Genomic DNA, 19,060 nt, shown 5'->3' with positions numbered 1-19,060 from the left:
ACCACTGTTCCTGCGAGAGCAGAGCATCGACACCCTGGTCCTGGGCGGTGTCCACACGCGGCGGCTCACGCCACCGGCGGACCGTTCACCGGTTGCCGGGCTGTTCACCGGTTGCCGGGCTGGAGGGGGCGGGCCAGGGCAGTTTCGAGTGCGCCGGCCGCGGCGCGGAGTCTGCGGGCGATGTCGTCGATTCTCGGAATGATCCGTGAGGTGGGTCCGGAGATGTTGGCGACCGCCACGAGGTCGCCGGAGGGGTCGCGGACCGGAACGCCGACGGATGTCAGTCCGATTTCCACTTCCTCGCTGGCAAGGCTGTAGCCGCGCTGCCGTTCGGTGCGCAGTCGTGCCAGGAGTTCATCGAGAGTGCGAGGGCCGGCCAGGCCGTGGGCCGGGGCGAGAAGATCGTCGGCGGCGAGGGCTTCGACGAGTTCGTCGTCGGAGTCGAACAGCAGCGCCCGGCCCGAAGCGGTGCAGTGCATAGGAGAGCTGCGTCCGACCCAGCCGCCGGCGCGCAGTGACTGCGTGGACTCCTCGCGCAGCACGGTCAGTGAGCGGTTGCCCTGCTGGACAGAGAGCAGCGCGACCTCACCGGTGTGCGCAACGACCTTGCGCAGAACGGGCCGGGCGGCGCGCAGCAGCGCGGTGTCACCGGCGCCGGACGCCAGTACCAGCAGGGGCCAGCCGAGCCGGTAGCGGCGGGTTTCCGGGTCCTGTTCGACGAGGCCGCTGCGCTGGAGCGCGTGCAGCATGCGGGAGACCTGACTGCGCTCCCGGCCGACCGCGCGGGCCAGCTCGCTGACCTTGTGGTCGCCGTCGGCGCCCTTGTCGGCGAAGGCGAGCAGCAGGGCCGCGACCCGTTCGGCCGATGAGTCCATACCTGAAGCCCTCCCTCTCAGTTGCTATCAGAGCACCATGTCCGGGCTGAGGAAGCATGCCACGTTACGAATGTTCGGGCAATGCGTTGCTGCACCAGCAACGAGGCTGGTCACCGGGTTCCCCTGGAGCGCAAACTTCCCGGCACCGCGGACACCGCGCCGCAGCGCACCGCACCGCACCGCACCGATGCTGTTGAACGAAAGGGTGAGTCACCGATGACCACCGACGTGCACACGACCACCGGGGAACAGTTCTACGGACCCCAGACCGAGCTGGGGGTGCGGAACTTCCCCCTTCGCGGCCGTACCTTCGGTGACCTGGCCCCCTTCGTACGCAACTACGCGTGGGTCAAACTCGCCGCCGCCCGTGTCAACCACACACACGGTGTCCTCGACCAGGTCCGCCTGGACGCGATCGTCGCCGCCTGCCTGGAGATAGCCGACGGCGCACACGCTGAGCAGTTCCCCACACCGTTGGTGCACGGCGGTGGCGGCACCACCGCGAACATGAACGTCAACGAGGTCGTCGCGGCCCTGGCCTCCGGGATCGCGGGTGTTTCCGTTCATCCGAACGACCACGTCAACGCCTCGCAGTCGACCAACGACACCTACCCGACCGCAATGGCGCTGACCCTGCTGGAGCTGGTGGAGGTTCCGGTCGCCGCGCTGCGCGAGCTGGCGGCGGCGTTCGACCGCAAGGCCGAGGAGTTCGCCGACGTCCCGCATCTGGGCCGCACCTGTCTCCAGGACGCCGTAAGCCTCACCGCCGGCGACTCCCACCGGGGCCACGCCGCCGCCCTGCGTCGGGTGGCGGACGGTCTGCACGAGGCCGCTCAGGCCCTGCACGAGGTGCCGATCGGTGGCACCGCCGTAGGAACGGGCATCGGCGCCCCGGACGGATTCGGGGATCAGGTCGCCGCCCAGCTGGCGGCGTTGACCGGGCGTCCCGTCGCTGCCGCGTCGAACCGGTTCGACGCCATGTCCCACATGGACCCCTACGCCGCGATCGCCGGGGCCGGCTCCCGGGCCGCGATCACCATGGCCAAGATCGCGGCAGACATCCGGCTGCTGTCCTCCGGCCCCACGGGCGGGTTCGGCGATCTGACCATCCCGGCCGTGCAGGCCGGATCGTCGATCATGCCGGCCAAGGTCAACCCGGTGATCCCCGAGTTCGTCATGCAGCTGGGCCACCGGGTGCGCGGGCAGGCGCTCACGGTGGACTGCGCCGTGGCCGACGGCGAGCTGGAGCTGAACGTGATGGAGCCGGTCGTCCTCGATGCCCTCACCTCGGTCTTCGACGACCTCACCGCCGCCGCCGACACCTTCGCTCGCCGGTGCGTCGCCGGGCTCGCCTGGAACGGTGCGCACCGCGAGCGCAACCTCGGCGGCGCCCTTGACCACTGGGTGGAGCTCGCGGTGAGCGAGGGTTACGAGAGTGCCACCACCCGGCTTCGTGGCGGGAAGGGTGTGAAGCCGGCATGAGAAAGTCGACATCATCGGGCGTCCGAGCCTCGGCGGGCACCGTGTCCGCGAAGCTGGAGCTGGAGGACGTGCCCTTCGGCCGCTTCCATCTGCACGTCGCGGTCGCCGGTTCGGGTGGACAGTTCAGTGACGGCTACATCCTGGGCATCATCGGTATCGCCCTGACCAGTGCCACGGACGACCTCGCGCTCGACGCGGTGTGGCTGGGTCTGCTGGGGGCCGCCTCCTTGGCCGGGCTGTTCTTCGGCAGTCTGTTCTCCGGTGCGCTGATCGACCGCATCGGCAGGCGTCCCATCTTCGCCTTCGACATGCTGCTTCTGGCCGTCCTGTCCCTCGGACAGTTCTGGACCGCCGCCGCCTGGCAATTGCTGCTGCTGCGACTCCTGCTGGGTCTCGTGCTGGGGGCCGACTACGCGGCCAGCAAGACACTCGTCAGTGAATTGGCGCCCCGCAGGAGCCGAGGCCGCATGATGAGCGTCCTCGCGATCGCCTGGGCCGCCGGCTACACCGTCGCTTACCTGGTCGGCTACCTCATCTCGCGCACGGCGTCGGGCGGCGAGCCGTGGCGGTGGATGCTGGCCAGTAGCGCCGTACCCGCGTTGCTCGTGGCGATCGCCCGGCTCGGTGTGCCGGAGTCGCCGCGGTGGCTGATCGCCAAGGGCCGCGCCCAGGAGGCGGCCGCGATGATCGCGGCGAAGATCGGGCCGCATGTCACGCTGCCGGCGACGCCGTCACCGGCTTCCGTGGCCGGGGCCGAGTCGGGCTCACTGCGGGCGCTGTTCGCGCCGGCGCTGCGGGCACGGACCTTGATCGCTTGTGCGTTCTATCTGTGCCACATCATGCCGTACTTCGCGCTGAGTACGTTCAGCCCCCGCATCCTCAAGTCACTCGGCGTGGACAACGCGTACTTCGGCGGGGCGGTCTACAACCTGCTGCTCCTCGTGGGCGCCGTCGTGGGGATGGGCATCATCGACCGGCTCACGCGACGCCGGTTCCTGGTCGGCAGCTTCGCGGTCGCCGCGGTACTCCTCCTGCCGCTCGGCATTCTGCACGACCTGCCGATCCCGCTGGTGATCACGCTGTTCGCGGCGCTGGCCTTCGCGCTGTCGGCGGCCGACACCCTCGCCTTCGTCTATCCGCAGGAGCTGTTCCCGACACGGATGCGGGCGACCGGTGTGGGTGCGGCCGTCGCGGCCAGCCGGATCGGCGCCAGTATCAGCACCTTCCTGCTTCCGGTCGTGGTGGATTCGTTCGGTATTCGTACGGCCATGACGGCGCTGGTGCTTGTTCTCGCCGCCGGTGCACTCGTCTGCTACCGCTACGCCCCGGAGACCAGCGGCGCGAAGCTGGGGAGCCAGTAGTGCCGCACGACAACCACGCCACGTCCTTCGAGGACGCGGCCCGCACCGCCCTGACGACCGTGTTCGCCCACCCCCGGCACGAGTGGGAGCCGGCCGAGCAGACCTGCTCGACACACTCGCCTGCATCGCGCACGGGCGCGCGGGCCAAGTACCGCTGATCGTGCGGGAGTCGCGGCTGTGCGGCCTGCCCCGCGCGCTGGTGCTGAACGGTGCCGTCGACGGCGTCGGTCCACGGGAGGGGGCGTTCGTCAACGCCGCTTTCGCCCACTCCCAGGACTTCGACGACACCCAGCTCTCGACCACCGCTCATGTCTCCAGCGTTGTCTGGGCGGCGCTGCTGGCGGCCGCCCCGCCGGACACCGACGGTGCCGCCCCGGCCGAGGCATCCGCGGCCGGCCACCGTTTCCTGCACATGCTCAGCCCCTTCGTCGTACCCCGGCACCTGCGCGCGGGATGGCATGCGCGACCGGACCGTACGTGCGGTCTTCGAGCGCAGTCCTTCGGCAACCCCTTCGCCCTGCTGGCCCCGGAGACCGAAACCGTGTTCTTCAACCGGGTCGTCGGTCTGTCCGTGCTTCAGCAGCCGAGCCGCACCCTCGTGCACGATGTCGCGGACTTCTTCCGCGAGGCCGAGGCGCGATTCATGGTGCACGTACCCGAGGTGGCCGCCCGTACCGAACTCCGGGACCGGCTGGGCGAGGAGGGACTGGAGCCCCAGAACGAACGGATCACCCTGCGACGTGGCGCCGAGCCGGCCACGCCACCCCGAACCGGTTCCCCCGCGGATGATCCGAAGCAGCCGTCTGCCTTCGTCGTCGTCGATCTCGCGTACACGTACTCGTTCTGCCTCCTGGACAGGGTGACGGCCACGCGCCGCCCGGCACAGCATCCGGACGACGCGTCACATCACCAACAGGGCAAACATCGCCTGCTACGGCGCTAGAGGATGCCTCCGTTGGCGCGGATGTTCTGGCCCGTCAGCCAGCGCCCGTCCGGCCCTGCCAGGAAGGCGACGACGTCCGCCACGTCCTCCGGCCGGCCGAGGCGTCCGAGCGAGGTCATTCCGATGACCATCGTCAGCTTCTCCGGCTCGTTGGCCCCTCGCAAAAGATCGGTGTCTGTGGCGCCCGGCGAGACGGTGTTGACGGTGATTCCCCGTGCGCCCAGCTCGCGCGACGCCACCAGGGTGAGCTGCTCCAGCGCGCCCTTGCTGGCGGCATACGGGGCATTGCCAGGCGCGGGGAAGACGGTGTTGAGGGTGGAGATGTTCACGATCCGACCGCCGTCGCGCATGTGCCGCGCTGCGTAACGCATCGTGAGGAAAACGGACCTGGTGTTCACGGCCATCACACGGTCGAAATCCGCCTCCTCCGTCTGCGCAAGGGGCACCACCTCCGTGTGCGTAGCGGCGTTGTTCACCAGGATGTCCAAGTCGCCGAGCTGCCGGTCGGCCGTCTCCATCAGCTCCTCGGCCGCGCCGGGCTCGGCCAGATCCATCTGTACCGGGATGACGTTCCCGCCTGCCTCCTCGGCCTGCCGTACGACCTCGTCCGCGGCGTCCCGACTCCGTGCGTAGTTGAAGACCACAGCCGCCCCGTCCCGCGCGAGCCGCAGCGCGATGGCCCGCCCGATCCCCCGCGACCCGCCGGTGACGACAGCCGTCTTGCCCTTGAGTACTGCCATGGCCACTCCCGCTCCTCCACGACCGTGTGTGCTGCGAACACCTACACCCCACAGGACGGCTCCGGAAGAGCGCCTCTGCCGGATCAGCCAACAGCAGCTGCCCTTACATGGGATTCAGAAGCAGTCTGAGCGTTCTGCCGAGCCGCACTCGGCGAACTCGCCGCAACTTTAAGGCTCAGCTGCGGAACATGCGGTGGGTTCCCGGTGAAGCCCCCTCAGTCTCGCTGAACTCACGGCCCTCTACACACAGCACGGGCGGTTTCCGGAGCCGGTTCGAACTGCCGGGCGGAGCTGTGGAGTTCGTCGCCCGGCAGGTCAGGGCTCACGCGCGTCGAAACATGCCGGAGGCCCGCCAGGTTTCGTGAAGTCCACAGCGGCGCAATGACCCGCCACGCCTACCGATCTGCCGTTCTCTTCGCATCCTCCTCCCTGGATGCCGCCACACGGTTTCCCAGGCTGGCACTGTCAGTGGTGGGTGGCAGCATCGGGCGTATGACGGACACCACGGCATTCGACTGGCGGTCCTTCCTGCTCAGGTGGAGCGGGGAGTGGGCGGATTCCTTGCCGGACGGCGCGGCGCGGGGCGAGGACGACGAGTCCGCCCGGCAGGCGCGGTGGCTTGGGTTCCCGCCCGCGTCCGAGGAGCGGATCGCGGCCATGGACGAGCGGCTCGGCCGACGAATGCCCCCGTCGTACCGGGAGTTCCTCAAGGTCAGCGACGGGTGGCGGCACGCGGGCGGGTTCGTGTGGCTGCTGGCGGGAACCGAGGACGCGCGCTGGCACAACGACGAGTCGGGACTGGCGGACACATTCGAGGAGTACCTGGACGAGGACGCCGGGCCCGAGGAGCGGCGGGAGGCGGACATCTGGCGGCGCGGGCTGCAGCTCGACGTGGAGTCCGACATCACCCACGTCCTGATGGATCCCGAGGACGTGGACGAGGACGGCGAGTGGGCCGTGTACACGTGGGCGAGCTGGCGGGCCGCGCCACCTGAACGGCACGGGAGCTTTGCTGAGTTCATGCTGGAGATGTACCGGGAGTTCCACAGCCTGCGGGCGGGCCGGAGCGACGGGGAGCCGGTGTTCGTCAACGACACGACGCGAAAGCTGGACACCCAGGTGGAGGAGGCCCGGCTGGAGGCGCTGCGCGGCGGCTGGGAACGGGCCGGGAAGGCACTGGACGAGGCCAAGGAGTACGGCAGACCACGAGCCGCCGGGCTGGGTGACCAGATACGCCGTCTGCTCGGACAGACCCACATGGTGTACTTCGAGGACTTGGTCACGGACCCGAGGTACGCGCCCGAGCTGCTGCCACCGCTGGTCGCCGCGCACGCGGTGCACTCGTATCATGACTCCACGCTGACGTTCCATCTGCGGGGCGCCGACGACGACCTGGTGTCACTGGCATACGTGACGCTGGATCAGGTGAGGAGCGGCACGTACCGGTATGCGGCGGCTGGACCGTTCGGCGAGGCGGTCGAGCGGGCGCGGGAGCTGGCGCGGTGGGGAGACACCGACGAGGCGTGGCGGACGCTGAGGAACGCTGTGCCCCTGTGGGAGCCGCTGGGACCGAACCACCTGGCGCCGCTGGGGTGGGTGGCCGACCCCGTACTCGGACCGCTGCTGACCCCGGAGCGGGGCCGCGAGCTGCTGTCCACGCCCAGGGGCGGGCAGGCGGGTGAGGCACCGCGGCCGACGGCCGGGCTCGACCCGGACGACCTGGCGTGGCTCGCGGAGCCGGACCCGGGCAACAACCGCACGTCCTACCGGTTCGTCCTGGTGGAAGGGGTGGAGCCGGAAGAGCTGCCCGGACGTCTCGCTGACGGGGACGGCACCGTGCTGAACGAACCCATGGCGTTGTGGGAGGCGCGCCACAGGTCGCTGCACGACCAGAGGGAGTTCTCGTCCTACGACGACAGGGCTCTGATGGCGGTCGGCCGGGCCGGCACCGCCTGGAGCTTCGCCTTCGACGGCGATCCCGCCCCGTTCGACCGGCGGCGGTTCGTCTCCCCGGCCGCGGCCATCAGCGAGGGCACGCGCGCGGTGGTGGTGTGGAGCGGCCTGAGGACGTGGCACGGGCAGCCGTTCTTCCACCTTTCGGTGGCGCGAGACGGTACCGAGCGGTACGCCTTCACATACGCGGACGGAGAGGTCCGGCCAAGCGGGGAGATACCGCGAGCGCTGGATCCGGGCCGGTTCTTCGGTGACCTGGCGGACGGCGCCGAGGCGGAACGGTCGCTGCTGGAAGCGGTGGCCAGGGAGTTCGGTGCCTCTCTGCCGCGTCACGCAATCATGCACGGACGGCTGCACACGTTCGCCACCCGCTCCTGGACGCGACCGCCCAGGGACGGAGAGACGCGAGCGTCTCGCCCGGATCACGGGACATTGAGGCCCGGTCCCAGGAGGTGTGATCGCGTATGAGCCACAGCTATGTGCCTGCACCAGTACCACGTCCCGGTCCTGCGCATCTGGCCGGACTCGCCCTGCCCGCCGAGCGGCCGCCCCACATGTCCGAGCGGCGCTGGGCCGATCTGCTGGACATCGGCTGGGCAGGCCAACTGTGTGACCCGGCTGGGCAGAAGCGCTTCCGGCTGCGCCACCACGGAGAGTTGCTCAACGGAATGATCACCGACGTACAGCGACTACCTCCGCTGGTGTACGCCGTGCCGCCGTCCGGGAAGCCGATTCTGCTGTTCGACGGCGCGGCGCACGGCTACAACGCTCTGTTCTGCGACAGCTGGGACGAGCGGGAGTTGCGCGCCCGCCGGGCCGACCGGACGTATGTCGACTCCGACGGGGAGGACACCTTCGAACTCGTCGTCTGGACCGGCTACAACATCGACTGGGACGACGAGGACGAACGGGCGGATGTCGAGGACCCCGACGCCCCCGGTCTGGCCCGGCTCGTGGACGGCCGCCGCCTCCCCTTCGCCGCCGTCGCGGCGGCCGGATTCGACAGCATCACCGTGACCGCCACGAGCGCACGCGGACACGCCCGGGACGTCCTCAGCGAGGAACTGGCCTGAACCGGCTCTGCCGACGCGGCGGACCATCGATAAGCCGCAAAACCTGCTCTCGCTCGGTCTCCGACATGGCTGCAAGGACTTCCGTCACGCGCCTCAGCTCATCAACGGTCAGCCCTCGCCCACGAGGTCGAGACCGTCGCGAGACGCCTCCGGGGTGATCTCCGGAACGGGCCACTTGCGGTGCAGCGGCAGGGACACATCCCGCCACCACGGACGCGTAGGGAGGTCCCCGGCGGGCTCGAAGGGCTGGCCCGGAACAGGGGCGGCGACCGCCTGCCCGACCGCGTCGGCCGCGGCCAGCGTCCACTCACCCGGCTCGGCCCAGGCATGGGTGGCCAGGTTGAAGGTGCCCCAGTGGATCGGCAACAGCGCCCCGTGCGCCCGCCCGCCCTGGAGATCGAGGTGCGCACGCACGCCCTCCTCGGGGGTCATGTGGATGTCGGGCCAGAAGTCGCTGTAGGCGCCGATCTGGATCATCGTGGCGTCGAACGGGCCGTGCTCCGCTCCTATGTCCTTGAAGCCCTCGAAGTAGCCGGTGTCGCCGCTGTGGTAGATCCGGTGCCGGTCGCCGGCGACGGCCCAGGACGCCCAGAGGGTGTGCTGAACGTTGCGCAGGCCGCGACCGCAGAAGTGCCGGGCGGGGGTGGCGGTGAGGGTGAGTCCGCCGACGCGGGTCGACTCGTGCCAGTCCAGCTCCCGCAGCCGGTCGGCGGACACCCCCCAGTGTTCGAGGTGGGCGCCGACGCCGAGGGGCACCGCGAACAGGGTGTCCGTGCCGGCCAGCGCCTTGATCGTGGGCAGGTCCAGGTGGTCGTAGTGGTCGTGCGAGATGACCACGACGTCGACAGGGCCGAGCGCGGCCAGCGGCAGCGGCACCGGGTGCAGCCGCTTGGGCCCGGCGAACGCGAACGGGGAGCAGCGCTCGCCCCAGACGGGGTCGAAGAGCACCCGGTGCCCGTCGATCTCCGCGAGCACGCTGGAGTGGCCCATCCAGGTGAGCCGGAGCCCGGTGGCGGGCGGCCGTGACAGGTCGGCGAGGGTGGTGGCATGCACCGGGACCGCACCTCGCGGGGCGCGGCGGGGCCGCTGGTCCCGGTCGAAGTAGACCTTGGCGAAGTCCAGCATCGACCCGGAGGGCCGGGTCCGGGCGGGGCCGCCGGGGTTCTGGAAGACGCCGTCCTTGAAGTGGGGCGACTTGCGGATGCGCGCCAGGCGGGCCCCGCCCGGGTCAGCGCCGAAGGCCGCGGGCTGCAGCGCGCGGAGCCCGGGGCTCAGGGAACGCAAACCGGACACGGTACCTCCTGGTGGGGTCGGTGGAGTCCTCCATTATGGTCGGCCCCTGCGACAGTCAGGGACCGGACCGATCACCTCACCGGCCGCCGGGGCTTCGCGGAGACGGTCGGCATGCCGGCGCTCGATGCGCGCCCCGATCGGCCTGGCGCCGGCCCGTGGGGTCCGCGGGGGCCGGCCCCCGCGGACCCCACGGGCCGGCGTCGAGCAGATCGCGCTGTGCCTGAAGGCCCTGGGCGGGCTCGCCGTGCGGCGCACGTCGTACCCGGGCGTGGTGCCCCGGTCAGGGGCGCAGGTGTGGGTGGACGAGGGGGTCTCCCGCGCACTGTGCCTGGTCCGGGAGACACCGACGGCACGGCTGCGGTCCGCGCGCCGGGGCGGGGACCCGGTGCGGCCCCGCCCCGGCGTTTCAGGCCACGGATGCGATGCGCGTCCTGATGTCGTCGGGGGAGAGCGCGCCCTTGGCCGTCACATGGTCGCCCGAGGACTCGCCGCGCAGCCGGCGCCCGATCCACGGGACCAGGTACTCGCGGGCCCAGTGGACGTCGTCGCGGCGCACTTCGAGGGTGCCGCGGGGCGGCAGCAGCGGCCAGGGCTGTTCCGGGTCGGCCGGGACCTCGACGCCGAGGACCTGGCCGGCCCGCAGCGCGACGCGCGTGTGCCCCTCCGGTGAGAGGTGGAGGCGGTCGTCGTCCCAGGCCCTGCGGTCCTGTACGGCCTTCAGGGACCACAGGTCGAGCACGGGGCAGCCGTACCGGTCGGCGATGGCCCGGACGTGCCCGTTGTAGGTGGCGATCCTGCCGCGCAGATGCTTGAGCACGGGCACGCCGCGGGTGTCGAAGCCGGTCGTCACCATGACGGTGCCGGCCGCCGCGGTGAGCCGGGCCACGGCCCGTTCGAAACGCTCGGCCACTTCGTCCGGGTCGGTGCCGGGCCGCAGGATGTCGTTGCCGCCCGCGCAGAAGGAGACGAGGTCCGGCGCGAGTTCCACCGCCTGTGGGATCTGCTCGGCCACGATCTGGTCGAGCAGCCGTCCGCGCACGGCGAGATTGGTGTACTGGAAGTCGCCCTCGGGCCGGCGGTCCGCGAGCAGGACCGCGAACCGGTCGGCCCAGCCGACGAACGCCCCGTCAGGGCCGGGGTCGCCGACGCCCTCGGTGAAGCTGTCCCCCACCGCCACGTACGACCCGATCACAGTTGTGTTGTCACTCTTCGAATCGTCTGCCACGTCGGCCCATCATTCCCCTTCGGATGTGACCTACGCGATCGTAGGAAGGGGTTGACGAGCGGTGAGATAAGCCACTCCCCAAGAGTTTCCCAACGCGGGAATAGGCCGGAGGGCGGGGGTGTTGCGCAGAGAATTGCCGCGTCCGCCGGGCGCATGCGCTGAGGGCCGCACCCGGGATCCCGGGTGCGGCCCTCAGCGCATGCGGGGATGCCGCGTTCCGTCAGACGGTGACGCCGTGCGAGCGGAGGTAGGCGAGCGGGTCCACGTCCGAGCCGTAGTTCGGCGTGGTGCGGATCTCGAAGTGCAGGTGCGGGCCCGTCACATTGCCGGTCGCGCCGGACAGGCCGACCTGCTGACCCGGGGTCACGGTCTGGCCGGCCGAGACGGACAGCTGCGACAGGTGGGCGTACTGCGCGTAGTAGCCGTCGCCGAGCTTGAGGACCACCTGGTTGCCGTAGGCACCGCCCCAGCCCGCGGAGACGACGGTGCCCGCGCCGACCGCCTTGAGCGAGGTGCCGGTCGGGACGACGAAGTCGACACCGGTGTGGTAGCCGCTGGACCACATGCTGCCCGCCTTGTGGTAGGCGGTCCCGATCCGGGCGCCGTCGACCGGGAGGCCGTAACCGGTGGCGGCGGCCGTGTCGGTGGTGCCGGCGGTGCCGGTGTTCTGGGCGACCGGAGCGCTGTCGGCCGAGGTGTCGGGCGAAGACGGCGTCGACGGCTGCGCGGACCCGGTGGATTCGGTGGACGAGGACTTCGCGGAGGACGGCTCGGTGGACGGCTCGGTGGACGAGGAGTCGGTCCCCGTCGCGGCCCGCTCGCCGAGCGTGAGCTTCAGACCGGGGTGGATCAGTGAGGGGTTGCCGCCGATGGCCTCGCGGTTGTCCCGGTAGATCCGCTGCCAGCCACCGCTGACGCCCTGTTCCTCGGCGATCTTGGCGAGCCAGTCACCCGGCCGCACCGAGTACGTCCGGGTGCCGGAGTCCGCGGCGGCCGTCTTCTTCTCGACGGTGCCGGCGCCGGTGCTGATGCCGGTGCCGGTGCCGGACTGGACGGACTGCTGCGCGGCGGCGCGGGGCGCCGTCTCGGGCGTGGCGGCGTGCGCCCCGGCGGCTCCGATCAGCGGTAGGGCGAGCGCGGCGCCGCCGGTTCCGGCGGCGGCGATGGAGCGGGTGAGGCGCTGGGACTTGGGGCGGCGGTGCTTACCCTTCGCGGGCATGGCGAATTCCTCTCCGGCGCCTGCGAGGTGAGCTGTCGGGTTCGGGCTGGAGCTGCCCGGCCGCGCGCGGTGCGGCTTCACCCCTAGCCGTCCCGGAGACCGGGACAGGCAGTCGTGCCTGGTGGGTCCCCCGCTCCTGCCGAGCACGGGTGAGTGGTGTGTCGGGGATCCGGGCGGCGGCAGGATTCGGCGGTCCGTCCGGATTGGTGGCGAACGTAAGCGAGCAGGACGCAAACGGACAAGGAGCCGCTTCACCCGGTGCGCGTTTCCCTTGATCCGTCGCGGGAATTCCCGGTCACCGTCCGTGCATGTCGGGGTGGCAGTCTTTCCCAATTCCCGTAAGGGGGCTGTGCATTACGTGGTCATGACGGACGACGCACCGTCACGGGTATGACCCTGCTCACGCCCCTCATCGCATAACTGGCAATTCGGTCAGAAGGGTCAGACGCGATGCAGCGGAGGGACGTGGCGTCCAGGTCATCACGGAGTCCGGCGCGCAGCCCGTGGCGCAACAGCGCGGCGTTGCGATGCATTTCGCCCGTTTCGCGGCATTCGCGCGATACCGATGGATCGAGGCCGCGCAGCCGCAACGCCGGAACGGGTTGACCATCTCGGGTTCAACCCAGATGCCGAACCGCATGCCGAGGGGGTGCACCTGGTCGGCGAGCGGCTTGAGGCCCTGCGGGAAGCGGTCGGGGTTGCGCGTCCAGTCGCCGAGTCCGGCCCGGAAGTCGCTGATGCGGGCGCCGAACCGGCCGTCGTCGACCACGAACAGTTCCACGTCGATCGCCGTGGCCCGCCGGGCCGGCTCGCCCTGCTGCTCCTGGGCGACGGCGAAGTGCGTGGCCTCCCAGGAGTTGAAGAGCACCGGACGGTCGCGGTGCTGCGGCCTCGACACCCGCGAGCCCGCCGTCCGCGTCCGGGATGACGCACACCCGCTGGTAGGCGCGGCTCGCGCCGCCGAAGCCGCCGTAGCTCCACGGCCCCGCGAAGACGGGCCGGTGTACGGCTCCCCCGGCTCCAGCATCAGCAGGCCCGAGGCGTCGTCCTACCCGGCGCCGCCGGTGATCTGCACGCGCGCGTCCGGGAGTTGGGCGACCGCGATGCGCCAGGAACCCGACCGGCCGAGCGCGCAGCGGTACACGTCGCCGCACTCCTCGGTGGCGTCGGTGTCCGGCACCACCCAGGGCAGGTGCTGGTGCCCGGGGTGGCCGCGGCGGCGCGGAGCAGTTCCACGCGTGCCTCGCCCCGGTTGTCGAGGCGCGCCCAGCGCTCCACCACGTCACCGCGCATCCGGCAGTGCACGGTGATGGCCGGCCCCGCGCCCCGGAAGCGCGACCTCAGCTCCTCGGGTCGTACGCCTCGAAGACCCACTCGGTGCCGCGGCGCCCGGCGATGCGCACCGACAGTGCCCGACGGACGAAGCGGGGCCGCCCTCGACCGGGTACTCCTCACGCCCGTCGAGCGGCGACCCGAAGGCTCATCAGGCGGGCAGCGGACGTACGGCCGGCGCCTCGGCTTCGGCGAACGCGATACGGGGACCCCAGTGCAGGTGGAGCAGTTCGCCGGCGTCCGTGATGTGCAGCGCGCAACTGCCGCCCGGTCCGCCCGCGGCGGGAAAACCATGTCGTATGGTCGACGGCGTGCCCGCCGACGAGCCGCGTCGCGGGGTGTGACCGCAAGGAGCCTCCGTGACACAGCAGGTCCCGTCGACCGAACCCGAACTCGCCGGTGTACGCAACTTCCGTGACGTGGGCGGACTGCCGACCGCGGACGGCCGGCGGGTGCGCCCCGGCGTGCTGTTCCGCAGCGGCCACCTGGCGCACGCGACCGAGTCCGACGCCGCGTTCCTCTCCTCCCTGGGCCTGCACACGATCTTCGACTTCCGCAACGTCGCCGACCAGAAGCTGGAGGGACCGGACGTCGAACTGCCCGGCGTGCGCAACGTCAACCTGCCGCTGACCGACCCGGCGGACGGCGCCGAGTTCTGGACGATGGTCCGCGACGGCGATGTCGGCCAGCTGCGGCAACTGCTCGGCGACGGCAAGGCCGAGCACCGGATGATCGTCTCGTACCGCTCGATCATCACGGAGCGCACCGCCGAGCACTCCCGGGTGCTGCACGCGCTGGCCGAGGACAGCGTCCCGGCGCTGATGCACTGCGCGGCGGGCAAGGACCGCGCGGGCCTGTCCATCGCCGTGACCCTGCTCGCCCTCCGAGTGGAGCGGGAGGCGATCCTGACCGACTACCTGGAGTCGAACGCCAAGCACCGCCGCTACCGGGTGCGCCGCAGCGGCAGCGCGGACACCGCGTACACCCCCGAGATCATGGAACTGATCAGCCCGCTGTTCGACGCGCGCGCCGAGTATCTGACGGCCGCCATGGAGACCGTCGAGCAGACCTGGGGCGATGTCGACGCCTATCTGGAACAGGGGCTTGGTCTGGCGCCGCGGACCCGGGAGCGGCTGCGTGAGCGGCTGCTGGACTGACGGACGCTCACCCCTTGGCCCTCACTCGGCCGCCGCCCCGTCGCCGCTCACCCCTTGGCCGTCACCCGGCCGCCGCCCCGTCGCCGCTCACCCCTTGGCACCCACCTCGAACAGCAGATAGATGAAGCCCGCCACGACGTGGCCGACGGCGATGTAGATGATCAGCCGGATCCACAGGGCACGCGGGAACTTCTCCTCCATGTCACTCATGGCAGCTCTCCAGTGATGGGGCCCAGGCACAGTGCGGCCATGGGACTTTGCAGCAGGGTGTGGACGAACAGGAGCTCCACCCCGTCGTGGTCCTCGGCGGCGAGGCGGTGCGGGGTCAGCGAGTCGAAGTGCGCGCTGTCGCCGGGAGCGAGGACATGGGCGGTGTCCCCGAGGCGCAGTGCGAGCCGGCCCTTGAGGACGTACAGCCACTCCTCGCCGGGGTGCACCCGCACGATGTCGCGCTGCGAGCCGTGGGGCACGCGGACGCGCAGCGCCTGCATGCCGCGGCCGGGGGCGCCGGCCTGCCAGTAGGTCCAGCCGCCCGCACGGGTCGGTTCCATGTCCGCGGCGCGCACGATCGCGTCCCGGTCGGCGACGCTCTCGCCGAGCAGCTCCGAGACGGTCGTACCGTAGACGCGGGCCAGTGCGAGCAGCATCGGCAGGGAGGGCTGGCGCTGCCCGGTCTCCAACCGGGACAGATGGGCGGGCGAAAGACCCGCGGAGTGCGCCGCCGCCTCCAGTGTGAGGCCGGCGCGGCGGCGCAACGAGCGGAGCTGGGGCGCGACCGCGGACAGCTCGGCGTCGGAGGAGCTCATGCCTCCATTCAGCCGCAGGTTTGCCTTTCGGGCAAATTCCTTGCCTCAGAGGCAAAGCCTCATGGTCAATCGGCGAACCCGGTCGGGCCGGTCACCGGTTGGCGACCGCCTGCTTGATCAGCGTCTTGCCGAAGTCCCACATCAGACCGCCACCGCTGTGCGCGTCGTCCATCACGGCGGTGAAGGCGTCCACGAACCGGTCGACCTCGGCCTCCCCGATGACCAGCGGCGGAATCAGCTTGATCACCTCCAGATGGTCGCCGGAGACCTGGGTCAGGATGCGGTGCCGCTGAAACAGGGGGACCACGACCATCTGCGCGAACAGGCCCTTGCGGGCGGCCTGCAGCATGGTCCAGCGGCTGCGCAGCTTGAGCGAGCTGGGCCTGCCGAACTCGATGCCGATCATCAGGCCCCGGCCGCGGACGTCGGCGAGCAGTTCGTACTTGTCGACGAGCGCGGCCAGCCGGGAGCGCAACAGCTCGCCCGTCGCCCGGGCGCCCGCGACGGTCTGCTCGTCCTCCATCACCGCCAGCACGGCAAGACCGGCGGCCATCGCCTGCGCGTTGGAGCCGAAGCTCGCCGAGTGGACCAGCACGCGGTCCATGGACGAGTAGACCTTCTTGAAGATCCAGTCCTTGCCGAGGGTGGCGCCGACCGGCACATAGCCCCCGGACAGTGCCTTGGCCACACACACCAGGTCCGGCTCGACGCCGTCCTCGTGCTGGTAGGCGTAGAAGTCACCGGTCCGGCCGAGTCCGGTCTGCACCTCGTCGGCGATCAGCAGGGCCTTGTGCCGGTGCAGCAGGTCCTGCGCCGCGCGCAGATAGCCGGGCGGGGCCTCGTGCACGCCCTTGCCCTGGATCGGCTCGACGACCAGCGCGGCGACGTCGCCCTTCGCCAGTTCCCGGGCCAGGGCGTCGAGATCGCCGAGGGGTACGGCCGTGTCGGGCAGCAGCGGGGCGAAGCCGTCCCGGAAGCCCTTCTCGCCGTTGACCGAGAGCGAGCCGGTGGTCAGGCCGTGGAACGCGTGGTCGCAGTAGAGGATCCGCGGTCTGCCGGTGGCGAACCGGGCGAACTTCAGCGCGGTCTCCACCGCCTCCGTGCCGCTGTTGCCGAAGAACACCCGGTCCAGGTGCGGGCTGTGCGCGAGGAGCCGTTCGGCCAGCAGTCCGGGCAGCGGCTGGCAGTCGAACCGGGTCAGGTCGGCGAGTTGGGCGTCGAGGACGTCGTGCAGCGCCTTGCGTACGACCGGGTGGTGGCGGCCCAGGCCCATCACCCCGAACCCGGCGAGCATGTCCAGGTAGTCGTTGCCGTCCGCGTCCCAGAAGTAGGCGCCCTCGGCCCGCTCGTAGACCTTGTCGAAGCCGATGGTGTGCAGCATGCGCGGGAGCTGGTGGTTCAGGTACTTGGCGTGCAGCTCGTAGCGCTCGGCTCCGCGCTCGGCCAGGAGGGCGCCGAGGTCGAACTCCTTGGTCATTCAGCTTTCTCCTTGACTGTGCCGTCGCTGTGCTCCCCGACGGCGAGGCTCGCGCCGATCCGTCCGGCGATCTCGACGGGGGTGAGACCGATGTCGGCCAGCACCTCCGCGCGCTTGGCGTGCGCGAGGAACTGCTCCGGGATGCCGAACCGGCGCACCGGCACGTCGACGTCCGCGTCGCCGAGCGCCAGCGCCACGGCGGAACCCACCCCGGCGGCCCGGCTGTTGTCCTCCACGACGGCCACCAGGCGGTGGCCGGCGGCGAGCCCCGGCAGATCCGGGTCGACCGGTTTGACCCAGCGCGGGTCGACCACCGTGCAGCCGATGCCGCGCGCCTGAAGCAGCTCCGCGGTCTGCAGACACACCGGGGCCATGACGCCGACGGCCACCAGCAGGACATCGGGCCGCTCGGCCCGGTGCAGCACGTCCATGCCGCCGACACGGTCGACCGCGGGGATCCGCGGCCCGACCGACTCCTTCGGGAAGCGGACCAGCGTGGGCGCGTCGTCCACGGCCACGGCCTCGCGCAACTGCGCACGCAACTGGTCGGCGTCGCGCGGCGCGGCGATTCTGAGGCCGGGCACGACCTGGAGGAGCGACATGTCCCACATGCCGTTGTGGGAGGCCCCGTCGCTGCCGGTGACACCGGCCCGGTCCAGGACGAAGGTCACGCCGCAGCGGTGCAGCGCGACGTCCATCAGAAGCTGGTCGAAGGCGCGGTTGAGGAAGGTGGCGTAGACGGCGACCACCGGGTGCAGCCCGCCGGTCGCCAGGCCCGCCGCCGACACGGCCGCGTGCTGCTCGGCGATGCCGACGTCCCAGACCCGGTCGGGGAAGCGCTCGGCGAACTTGCCGAGGCCCACCGGGTGCAGCATGGCCGCCGTGATCGCCACGACGTCGTCCCGCTGTTCCCCGATGCGAACGATCTCGTCGCCGAACACCGACGTCCAGGACGGCCCGCCCGCGGGCGCCAGCGGCTCGCAGGTGAGCGGGTCCATCACGCCGACGGTGTGGAAGTGGTCCTCCTCGTGCGCCAGGGCCGGTTCGTAGCCGCGGCCCTTCTCGGTGAGGCAGTGCACGAGGACCGGCCCGTGGAAGCGTTTCGCGCGGCGCAGCGCGGACTCGACGGCCCTGATGTCATGGCCGTCGATCGGGCCGACGTACTTCAGGCCCAGGTCCTCGAACATGCCCTGCGGGGCGAAGGCGTCCTTGAAGCCCTTCTTCGCGCCGTGCAGCGACTCGTAGAGGGTGTGGCCGACCACCGGGGTGCGCAGCAGGACGTCCTTGCCCCAGGCGAGGACCTTCTCGTAGGAGTCGGTCGTGCGCAGGGTGGCGAGGTGGTTGGCGAGGCCGCCGATGGTGGGCGCGTACGACCGTTCGTTGTCGTTGACGACGATGATCAGCGGGCGGTCCTTCGCGGCGGCGATGTTGTTCAGCGCCTCCCAGGCCATGCCGCCGGTGAGCGCGCCGTCGCCGATGACCGCGACCACATGGCCCTTCTCGCCCTGCACCTGACGGGCCTTGGCGAGCCCGTCGGCCCAGCCGAGCGCGGTGGAGGCGTGGCTGTTCTCGATGACGTCGTGCTCGGACTCCTCGCGGGAGGGGTAGCCGGACAGGCCGCCCTTGCCGCGCAGCTTCGAGAAGTCCTGACGCCCCGTCAACAGTTTGTGCACATAACTCTGGTGGCCGGTGTCCCACAGGATGCGGTCGACCGGCGACTCGAAGACCCGGTGCAGTGCGACGGTGAGTTCCACCACGCCCAGGTTGGGCCCGAGGTGACCGCCGGTCCTGGCCACCGCGGTCACCAGGAACTCGCGTATTTCTTCGGACAGTTCACCGAGTTCCGCCTCGGACAGCCCCTTCAGGTCGCGTGGTCCCCGGATGCTCTCCAGAATCGTCACGCTCGGCCCCCTCTCGGTTTGTGCTTGCTCAACTCACTGTCACTGCCGGTGTTCCCGTGCCGGTGGGGGCGCCGTCGGCCTCCATCTGCGCCGCGATCTTCATCGCCTCCTCGATGAGGGTCTCGACGATCTTCGACTCGGGCACCGTCTTGATCACCTCACCCTTCACGAAGATCTGCCCCTTGCCATTACCCGACGCCACACCCAGATCCGCCTCCCGGGC

Annotated in this window: 15 protein-coding genes, 3 pseudogenes and 1 riboswitch; of the genes and pseudogenes, 7 read left to right on the top strand and 11 right to left on the bottom strand. The window is 70.8% G+C overall.

Annotated elements, in window-relative coordinates; genetic code table 11:
• Window positions 1–104: 104 nt before the first annotated feature.
• Window positions 105–875, bottom strand: a complete 771-nt coding sequence (locus tag ACFYTE_RS03025; protein WP_388704100.1) for an IclR family transcriptional regulator — start codon at window positions 873–875, stop codon at window positions 105–107.
• A 216-nt stretch (window positions 876–1,091) separates the two neighbouring features.
• Between ACFYTE_RS03025 and ACFYTE_RS03020 the strand changes: the two genes are divergently transcribed.
• From ACFYTE_RS03020 to ACFYTE_RS03005, 4 genes and pseudogenes are all read left to right on the top strand, one after another.
• Window positions 1,092–2,357, top strand: a complete 1,266-nt coding sequence (locus ACFYTE_RS03020) for a lyase family protein (protein ID WP_388704098.1) — start codon at window positions 1,092–1,094, stop codon at window positions 2,355–2,357.
• Complete coding sequence (locus tag ACFYTE_RS03015) at window positions 2,354–3,718, top strand: MFS transporter (RefSeq protein WP_388704095.1); 1,365 nt, start codon at window positions 2,354–2,356, stop codon at window positions 3,716–3,718. The genes ACFYTE_RS03020 and ACFYTE_RS03015 overlap by 4 nt, the downstream gene beginning before the upstream one ends.
• The gene (locus tag ACFYTE_RS03010) at window positions 3,718–3,876 is read left to right on the top strand and encodes a hypothetical protein (RefSeq protein ID WP_388705201.1); all 159 of its coding nucleotides are present in this window, start codon (window positions 3,718–3,720) and stop codon (window positions 3,874–3,876) included. Before ACFYTE_RS03015 ends, ACFYTE_RS03010 begins: the two co-directional genes overlap by 1 nt.
• Window positions 3,801–4,007: pseudogene (locus ACFYTE_RS03005) on the top strand (hypothetical protein); the annotation flags it as partial. The gene ACFYTE_RS03010 and the pseudogene ACFYTE_RS03005, both read left to right, overlap by 76 nt.
• A gap of 650 nt (window positions 4,008–4,657) precedes the next feature.
• Here the strand turns inward: ACFYTE_RS03005 and ACFYTE_RS03000 are convergent.
• On the bottom strand, window positions 4,658–5,401 hold the full coding sequence (locus ACFYTE_RS03000; protein ID WP_388704092.1) for a glucose 1-dehydrogenase: 744 nt from the start codon (window positions 5,399–5,401) through the stop codon (window positions 4,658–4,660).
• Between the two features lie 492 nt (window positions 5,402–5,893).
• On the opposite strand from ACFYTE_RS03000, the gene ACFYTE_RS02995 reads away from it, so the two are divergent.
• Both ACFYTE_RS02995 and ACFYTE_RS02990 read left to right on the top strand, forming a co-directional pair.
• Window positions 5,894–7,822, top strand: coding sequence for an SMI1/KNR4 family protein (locus ACFYTE_RS02995; protein ID WP_388704090.1), 1,929 nt, complete (start codon window positions 5,894–5,896; stop codon window positions 7,820–7,822).
• Entirely contained in the window at window positions 7,819–8,427 is a 609-nt protein-coding gene (locus ACFYTE_RS02990; protein WP_388704087.1) for a hypothetical protein, read from the top strand. Before ACFYTE_RS02995 ends, ACFYTE_RS02990 begins: the two co-directional genes overlap by 4 nt.
• A gap of 108 nt (window positions 8,428–8,535) precedes the next feature.
• Here ACFYTE_RS02990 and ACFYTE_RS02985 read toward each other — a convergent pair whose 3' ends face one another.
• The 4 genes and pseudogenes from ACFYTE_RS02985 to ACFYTE_RS02970 all read right to left on the bottom strand — a co-directional run.
• Entirely contained in the window at window positions 8,536–9,720 is a 1,185-nt protein-coding gene (locus tag ACFYTE_RS02985) for an MBL fold metallo-hydrolase (protein WP_388704084.1), read from the bottom strand.
• Between the two features lie 406 nt (window positions 9,721–10,126).
• Complete coding sequence (locus ACFYTE_RS02980; protein ID WP_388705140.1) at window positions 10,127–10,912, bottom strand: SGNH/GDSL hydrolase family protein; 786 nt, start codon at window positions 10,910–10,912, stop codon at window positions 10,127–10,129.
• Window positions 10,913–11,165: 253 nt separating this feature from the next.
• Window positions 11,166–12,164 carry a peptidoglycan DD-metalloendopeptidase family protein gene (locus ACFYTE_RS02975; protein WP_388704080.1) on the bottom strand — a complete coding sequence of 333 codons (999 nt, stop codon included), beginning with the start codon at window positions 12,162–12,164 and terminating at the stop codon, window positions 11,166–11,168.
• Between the two features lie 4 nt (window positions 12,165–12,168).
• A riboswitch (cyclic di-AMP (ydaO/yuaA leader) is annotated at window positions 12,169–12,326 on the bottom strand.
• A 436-nt stretch (window positions 12,327–12,762) separates the two neighbouring features.
• Window positions 12,763–13,797, bottom strand: a pseudogene (locus tag ACFYTE_RS02970) (alpha-galactosidase); the annotation flags it as partial.
• 58 nt (window positions 13,798–13,855) lie between these two features.
• Here ACFYTE_RS02970 and ACFYTE_RS02965 point away from each other — a divergent pair.
• Window positions 13,856–14,653 carry a tyrosine-protein phosphatase gene (locus ACFYTE_RS02965; protein WP_388704077.1) on the top strand — a complete coding sequence of 266 codons (798 nt, stop codon included), beginning with the start codon at window positions 13,856–13,858 and terminating at the stop codon, window positions 14,651–14,653.
• A gap of 87 nt (window positions 14,654–14,740) precedes the next feature.
• Here the strand turns inward: ACFYTE_RS02965 and ACFYTE_RS02960 are convergent, their stop codons facing one another.
• The 5 genes and pseudogenes from ACFYTE_RS02960 to ACFYTE_RS02940 form a co-directional block, all read right to left on the bottom strand.
• A complete protein-coding gene (locus ACFYTE_RS02960; protein ID WP_388704074.1) occupies window positions 14,741–14,863 on the bottom strand; it encodes a DUF6126 family protein in 123 nt (40 codons plus the stop codon).
• A complete protein-coding gene (locus ACFYTE_RS02955) occupies window positions 14,860–15,459 on the bottom strand; it encodes a helix-turn-helix domain-containing protein (protein ID WP_388704071.1) in 600 nt (199 codons plus the stop codon). The genes ACFYTE_RS02960 and ACFYTE_RS02955 overlap by 4 nt, the downstream gene beginning before the upstream one ends.
• A 91-nt stretch (window positions 15,460–15,550) precedes the next feature.
• On the bottom strand, window positions 15,551–16,936 hold the full coding sequence (locus ACFYTE_RS02950) for an aspartate aminotransferase family protein (protein ID WP_388704069.1): 1,386 nt from the start codon (window positions 16,934–16,936) through the stop codon (window positions 15,551–15,553).
• Complete coding sequence (dxs, locus tag ACFYTE_RS02945; RefSeq protein ID WP_388704066.1) at window positions 16,933–18,837, bottom strand: 1-deoxy-D-xylulose-5-phosphate synthase; 1,905 nt, start codon at window positions 18,835–18,837, stop codon at window positions 16,933–16,935. The genes ACFYTE_RS02950 and dxs overlap by 4 nt, the downstream gene beginning before the upstream one ends.
• A gap of 28 nt (window positions 18,838–18,865) precedes the next feature.
• A pseudogene (locus ACFYTE_RS02940) lies at window positions 18,866–19,060 on the bottom strand (4-hydroxy-3-methylbut-2-en-1-yl diphosphate synthase); the annotation flags it as partial.

It is taken from the genome of Streptomyces sp. NPDC004629 (assembly GCF_042873595.1).
Taxonomy (GTDB): Bacteria; Actinomycetota; Actinomycetes; order Streptomycetales; family Streptomycetaceae; genus Streptomyces.
Note: the sequence above shows the minus strand (reverse complement) of the source record. Positions and strands in the feature narration are given on the sequence as shown.

Bases quoted from the DNA above. Each gene is read 5' to 3' on its own strand.
- ACFYTE_RS02995 (WP_388704090.1), top strand. From the start codon at position 5,894: ATGACGGACACCACGGCATTCGACTGGCGGTCCTTCCTGCTCAGGTGG.
- ACFYTE_RS02950 (WP_388704069.1), bottom strand. From the start codon at position 16,936: ATGACCAAGGAGTTCGACCTCGGCGCCCTCCTGGCCGAGCGCGGAGCC.
- ACFYTE_RS02975 (WP_388704080.1), bottom strand. From the start codon at position 12,164: ATGCCCGCGAAGGGTAAGCACCGCCGCCCCAAGTCCCAGCGCCTCACC.
- ACFYTE_RS03000 (WP_388704092.1), bottom strand. From the start codon at position 5,401: ATGGCAGTACTCAAGGGCAAGACGGCTGTCGTCACCGGCGGGTCGCGG.
- ACFYTE_RS02990 (WP_388704087.1), top strand. From the start codon at position 7,819: ATGAGCCACAGCTATGTGCCTGCACCAGTACCACGTCCCGGTCCTGCG.
- ACFYTE_RS03015 (WP_388704095.1), top strand. From the start codon at position 2,354: ATGAGAAAGTCGACATCATCGGGCGTCCGAGCCTCGGCGGGCACCGTG.
- ACFYTE_RS03025 (WP_388704100.1), bottom strand. From the start codon at position 875: ATGGACTCATCGGCCGAACGGGTCGCGGCCCTGCTGCTCGCCTTCGCC.
- ACFYTE_RS03020 (WP_388704098.1), top strand. From the start codon at position 1,092: ATGACCACCGACGTGCACACGACCACCGGGGAACAGTTCTACGGACCC.
- ACFYTE_RS02955 (WP_388704071.1), bottom strand. From the start codon at position 15,459: ATGAGCTCCTCCGACGCCGAGCTGTCCGCGGTCGCGCCCCAGCTCCGC.
- ACFYTE_RS02960 (WP_388704074.1), bottom strand. From the start codon at position 14,863: ATGAGTGACATGGAGGAGAAGTTCCCGCGTGCCCTGTGGATCCGGCTG.